The sequence below is a fragment of the Streptomyces sp. NPDC059456 genome, from assembly GCF_042750055.1.
Lineage (GTDB): Bacteria > Actinomycetota > Actinomycetes > Streptomycetales > Streptomycetaceae > Streptomyces.
Window position 1 is genome coordinate 1 of the sequence record NZ_JBHYVA010000684.1, and the last position, 4,510, is coordinate 4,510.

At 73.4% G+C, this 4,510-nt stretch carries 4 protein-coding genes; 1 reads left to right on the forward strand and 3 read right to left on the reverse strand.

Annotated elements, in window-relative coordinates:
* Window positions 1-116 precede the first annotated feature (116 nt).
* The 3 genes from ACFXA3_RS36355 to pdhA are packed head-to-tail and all read right to left on the reverse strand — an operon-like array spanning window position 117 to window position 3,564.
* On the reverse strand, window positions 117-1,433 hold the full coding sequence (locus tag ACFXA3_RS36355) for a dihydrolipoamide acetyltransferase family protein (RefSeq protein WP_385194375.1): 1,317 nt from the start codon (window positions 1,431-1,433) through the stop codon (window positions 117-119).
* Complete coding sequence (locus tag ACFXA3_RS36360) at window positions 1,433-2,431, reverse strand: alpha-ketoacid dehydrogenase subunit beta (protein WP_385194377.1); 999 nt, start codon at window positions 2,429-2,431, stop codon at window positions 1,433-1,435. The genes ACFXA3_RS36355 and ACFXA3_RS36360 overlap by 1 nt, the downstream gene beginning before the upstream one ends.
* Entirely contained in the window at window positions 2,428-3,564 is a 1,137-nt protein-coding gene (gene pdhA / locus ACFXA3_RS36365; RefSeq protein ID WP_385194380.1) for a pyruvate dehydrogenase (acetyl-transferring) E1 component subunit alpha, read from the reverse strand. The genes ACFXA3_RS36360 and pdhA overlap by 4 nt, the downstream gene beginning before the upstream one ends.
* A gap of 201 nt (window positions 3,565-3,765) precedes the next feature.
* Between pdhA and ACFXA3_RS36370 the strand changes: the two genes are divergently transcribed.
* On the forward strand, window positions 3,766-4,332 hold the full coding sequence (locus ACFXA3_RS36370) for an Lrp/AsnC family transcriptional regulator (protein ID WP_385194383.1): 567 nt from the start codon (window positions 3,766-3,768) through the stop codon (window positions 4,330-4,332).
* Window positions 4,333-4,510: the final 178 nt, after the last annotated feature.

Genomic DNA, 4,510 nt, shown 5'->3' on the forward strand with positions numbered 1-4,510 from the left:
GAGCGCGCCCCCCCCCTCGCTGCCAGCCTCCCCCCCCCCCCCCGCCCCCCGCCGGGGCGCGCCCGGCCCGGGGGGGGGGCGCGGCCGCGCCCGGGGGGCCCCCCGGACCGGGTGCGTCACAGGGAGCGCAGCAGGACCGCCGGGGACTCCACGCAGTCGGCGACGTACCGCAGGAAGCCCCCGGCCGTGCCGCCGTCGCACACGCGGTGGTCGAACGTCAGCGACAGCTGGACGACCTGACGGACGGCCAGCTCGCCCTGGTGCACCCACGGCTTCGCCATGATCCGGCCCACCCCGAGCATCGCCGCCTCCGGGTGGTTGACGATCGGCGTGGACCCGTCGACGCCGAACACCCCGTAGTTGTTCAGGGTGAACGTGCCGCCCGTCAGGTCCGCCGGGGCCAGCTTCCCCGTCCGGGCCAGCTCCGTGAGCCGGGCGAACTCCGCCGACAGCGATTCCGGGTTCCGCGTCCCGGCGTCCCGGACCACCGGGACCACCAGGCCGCGCTCGGTCTGCGCGGCGAAACCCAGGTGCACGGACGGCAGCCGCACGATCTCGTTGGCCGCGAGGTCCACGGTCGAGTTGAGCTCCGGGTACTTCGCGAGCGCGGCCGTGCAGATCCGGGCCAGCAGTGCCAGCACCGAGATCTTCGGCCCGCCCACCGCGTTCATCGCGGCCCGGGCCGCCATCAGCTCGGTCGCATCGGCGTCGACCCAGCACGTGGCGTCCGGGATCTCCCGGCGGCTGCGCGACAGCTTCTCGGCCACCGCGCCCCGCAGGCCCTTCAGCGGGATCCGCTCACCGGCCGCCGCGGCGGGCGCGGTGGCGGGCGCGGCGGGGGCCGCCGCCGGCTGCGGCGCGCGCAGCGCCGCCTCGACGTCGGAGCGCAGGATCAGGCCCTCGGGCCCGGACCCGCGCAGCGCGCGCAGGTCGATCCCGTGGTCCCGGGCGATCTTGCGCACCAGCGGCGAGATCACCGCCACCGGCCCGGCGGCCGTGACGGGAGCGGCCGTGGGTACGGGAGCCGCGGCGGGAGCGGCCGTGGGTACGGGAGCGGCGGCAGGAACCGGCGCTGCGGAGCCAGGTCGCACCCGCCTCCGACGCGCCGTGCGCGAGTGGTCCGTCCCGTAGCCGACCAGGACGTTGCCCGAGCCGGAATCCTCGGACTCCACCGCCTCGTCCGCGCCCGCACCCACCGCCACCGTGATCAGCGGTGCTCCGACGGGGAGTTCCGTGCCCTCCTCCCCGAACCTGGCGGTGACCACACCGCCGTACGGGCACGGCACCTCCACCATCGCCTTGGCCGTCTCGACCTCGACCACCGGCTGGTCGACGGCGACGACGTCGCCCACCGCGACCAGCCAGCGGACGATCTCGGCCTCGGTCAGTCCCTCCCCGAGATCGGGGAGCTTGAACTCCATTACCTGCGGCATCAGTTCTCCCACTGCAGGCGGGCCACGGTGTCCAGGATTCGGTCCACACCGGGCAGATGGTGCTTCTCCAGCATCGGCGGCGGGTACGGGATGTCGAAGCCCGTCACCCGCAGCACCGGCGCCTCCAGGTGGTGGAAGCACTTCTCCTGGATGCGGGCGACGATCTCCGCGCCCGGTCCGGCGAAGCCGCCCGCCTCGTGGACCACCACCGCGCGCCCGGTACGGCGTACCGAGGCCACGACCGTGTCCTCGTCGAACGGGACGAGCGAGCGCAGGTCCACGACCTCCAGGTCCCAGCCCTCCTCGCGCGCCGCCTCGGCCGCCTCCAGGCACACCGGCAGGGAGGGGCCGTAGGTGATCAGCGTCGCGCTGGTGCCGGTACGCCGGACGAGTGCCTTCCCGATCCCCGGTACGGCCTGCGGCGCCTGCGGGTTCCACTGCGCCTTCGACCAGTACAGCCGCTTCGGCTCCAGGAAGACCACCGGGTCGTCGCTCGCGATCGACGCGCGCAGCAGCCCGTACGCGTCCTCGACGGTCGCCGGGGTCACCACGTGCAGGCCGGGGGTGGCCACGTAGTACGCCTCGGAGGAGTCGCTGTGGTGCTCCACTCCGCCGATCCCGCCGCCGTACGGCACCCGGATGGTGATCGGCAGCGGCATCGCGCCGAGCGTGCGGTTGCGCATCTTCGCCACGTGCGAGATCAGCTGTTCGAACGCCGGGTACGCGAACGCGTCGAACTGCATCTCCACGACGGGCCGCAGCCCGTACATGGCCATGCCCACCGCGGCGCCCAGGATCCCGGCCTCCGCGAGCGGCGTGTCCGTGCAGCGCTCCTCGCCGAACTCCTTCGCGAGGCCGTCCGTGATCCGGAAGACCCCGCCCAGCGTCCCGACGTCCTCGCCCATGACGTGGACCGTCGGGTCCTCCGCCATCGCATCGCGCATGGCCCGGCCCAGGGCCTGCGCCATCGTCGCCGGCTTCACGGCCACCGTGGTCACGACTGCTCCTCCGCCTCGAGCTCGGCGCGCAGCATCTCCGCCTGTTCGCGGAGCCGGCCGGTCTGCTCCGCGTAGACGTTTTCGAACAGGTCCATCGGGTCGAGCACGGGCTCGGCGTTCATCCGCTCGCGCAGCGTCGCCGCCATCGCCTCGGCGGCGTCCTTGGCCTCCTGGACGCCTGCCGCGTCCAGGATCCCGCGGGCGGTCAGCTCGCGCTCCAGCAGGTCCACCGGGTCGTGCGCCTTCCACGCCTCGACCTCGGCGTCACCGCGGTAGCGGGTCGCGTCGTCGGCGTTCGTGTGGGCCTCGATGCGGTACGTGACCGCCTCGATCAGCGTCGGTCCGCCGCCGGCCCGGGCCCGCCGGACGGCTTCGGACAGCACCTCGTGCATGGCGGCGACGTCGTTGCCGTCGACGAGACGGCCGGGCATCCCGTACCCGACGGCCTTGTGGGCCAGGGTGGGGGCGGCGGTCTGCTTGGCCAGCGGGACCGATATCGCGAAGCCGTTGTTCTGGACGAGGAAGACCACCGGGGCCTGCCAGACGGCGGCGAAGTTCAGCGCCTCGTGGAAGTCGCCCTCGCTGGTGCCGCCGTCGCCCACCATGGCGAGCGCGACCACGTCGTCGCCGCGCAGGCGGGCCGCGTGCGCCAGGCCGACCGCGTGCGGCAGCTGGGTGGCGAGCGGGGTGCTCAGCGGTGCGATGCGGTGCTCGCGCGGGTCGTACCCGGTGTGCCAGTCGCCGCGCAGCAGGGTCAGTGCCTGGACGGGGTCGAGTCCGCGCGCCACGGCCGCGAGGGTGTCGCGGTAGCTCGGGAAGAGCCAGTCCTGCTCCTCCAGGACCAGGGCGGCCGCGATCTCGCAGGCCTCCTGTCCGACGGTGGAGGGGTAGACCGCGAGACGGCCCTGCCGGGTGAGGGCGGTGGCCTGTGCGTTGTAGCGGCGGCCGCGCACCAGCTCGGCGTAGCAGCGCCGCATCAGCTCGGGATCGAGCTTCTCGGCGGCCGGCGTGCCCAGCACCCGGTACGGCTCGGGGTCCGGGAGCAGCGGGGCGGCATCCGTACGGGGCCTCCAGGCGGGCGGCGGGGTGGATCGGTGGGACGCACCGGCACCGGGCAGCTCTTGGACCGTCATGGCGGCGTACACCTCCTCGTGGGAAGCGGGCAGGGCGGTGCCTGGGGGTCCCACGGCGGTGGCCGGGGGAGTGAGGCGCCTCACCAACCGATTGTTCGGTCGATGGCGCAATTTGGCTACAGGCGGCTCCAGGCTGTGGACAAAGTGGCGCCGGGGCCATGGGATGGGTGCAGGACGTCCAGGAGAGGGAGGCAGTGGGCAATGCCGGATGAACAAATGGCCGCATCGGGTTCCACGCCGGGATCCGCACCGGTCCCGCCGGGCGGTACGCCGTGCGCCCCACAGGCACCCCCGCGCCCCCTGGACCCCATCGACCGTTCGATCATGCGGCTGCTCCAGGCGGACGGCCGCGCGTCGATACGGTCGGTGGCCGAGCAGGTCCACGTGTCGCGCGCGAACGCCTACGCGCGGATCAACCGGCTGATCGACGACGGGGTGATCCGCGGGTTCACCGCCCGTGTCAACCACGAGCGGGCGGGCCAGGGCGCCTCCGCGTACATCACCCTGAAGATCGTCCAGAATTCCTGGCGCACGGTCCGCGAGAAGCTCCGCGAGCTGCCGGGCGCGGCCCACATCGCGCTGGTCAGCGGCGACTTCGACGTCCTGCTGCTGGTCCACACCCCGGACAACCGCACCCTGCGCGAGCTGGTCCTCACCCGCCTCCAGTCCATCCCGGAGGTGCTCTCGACCCGCACCCTCCTGGTCTTCGAGGAGACGGACCTGCTGGCCCCCGGCCCGGGCGGCGGCCCGGCCATCTCCGAGGAGTAGCCGCGCCGGGTCCGGCCGGGGTGCTAGCCGCGGACGGTCCGCAGGCCGTCCAGGGCCATGTGGACGACCGCGTCGGCCAGCTGGTCCGCGGTCGTGCCGGGGTGCCAGTCTCTTATACACAACTGAACCTGCCCACCAAAATGATAGTGTTTATATCGGGGGTGGGCGGTTCAGTAAA

Coding starts and splice junctions, on each gene's coding strand:
- ACFXA3_RS36355 (WP_385194375.1), bottom strand. CDS start 1,433: ATGCCGCAGGTAATGGAGTTCAAGCTCCCCGATCTCGGGGAGGGACTG.
- pdhA (WP_385194380.1), bottom strand. CDS start 3,564: ATGACGGTCCAAGAGCTGCCCGGTGCCGGTGCGTCCCACCGATCCACC.
- ACFXA3_RS36370 (WP_385194383.1), top strand. CDS start 3,766: ATGCCGGATGAACAAATGGCCGCATCGGGTTCCACGCCGGGATCCGCA.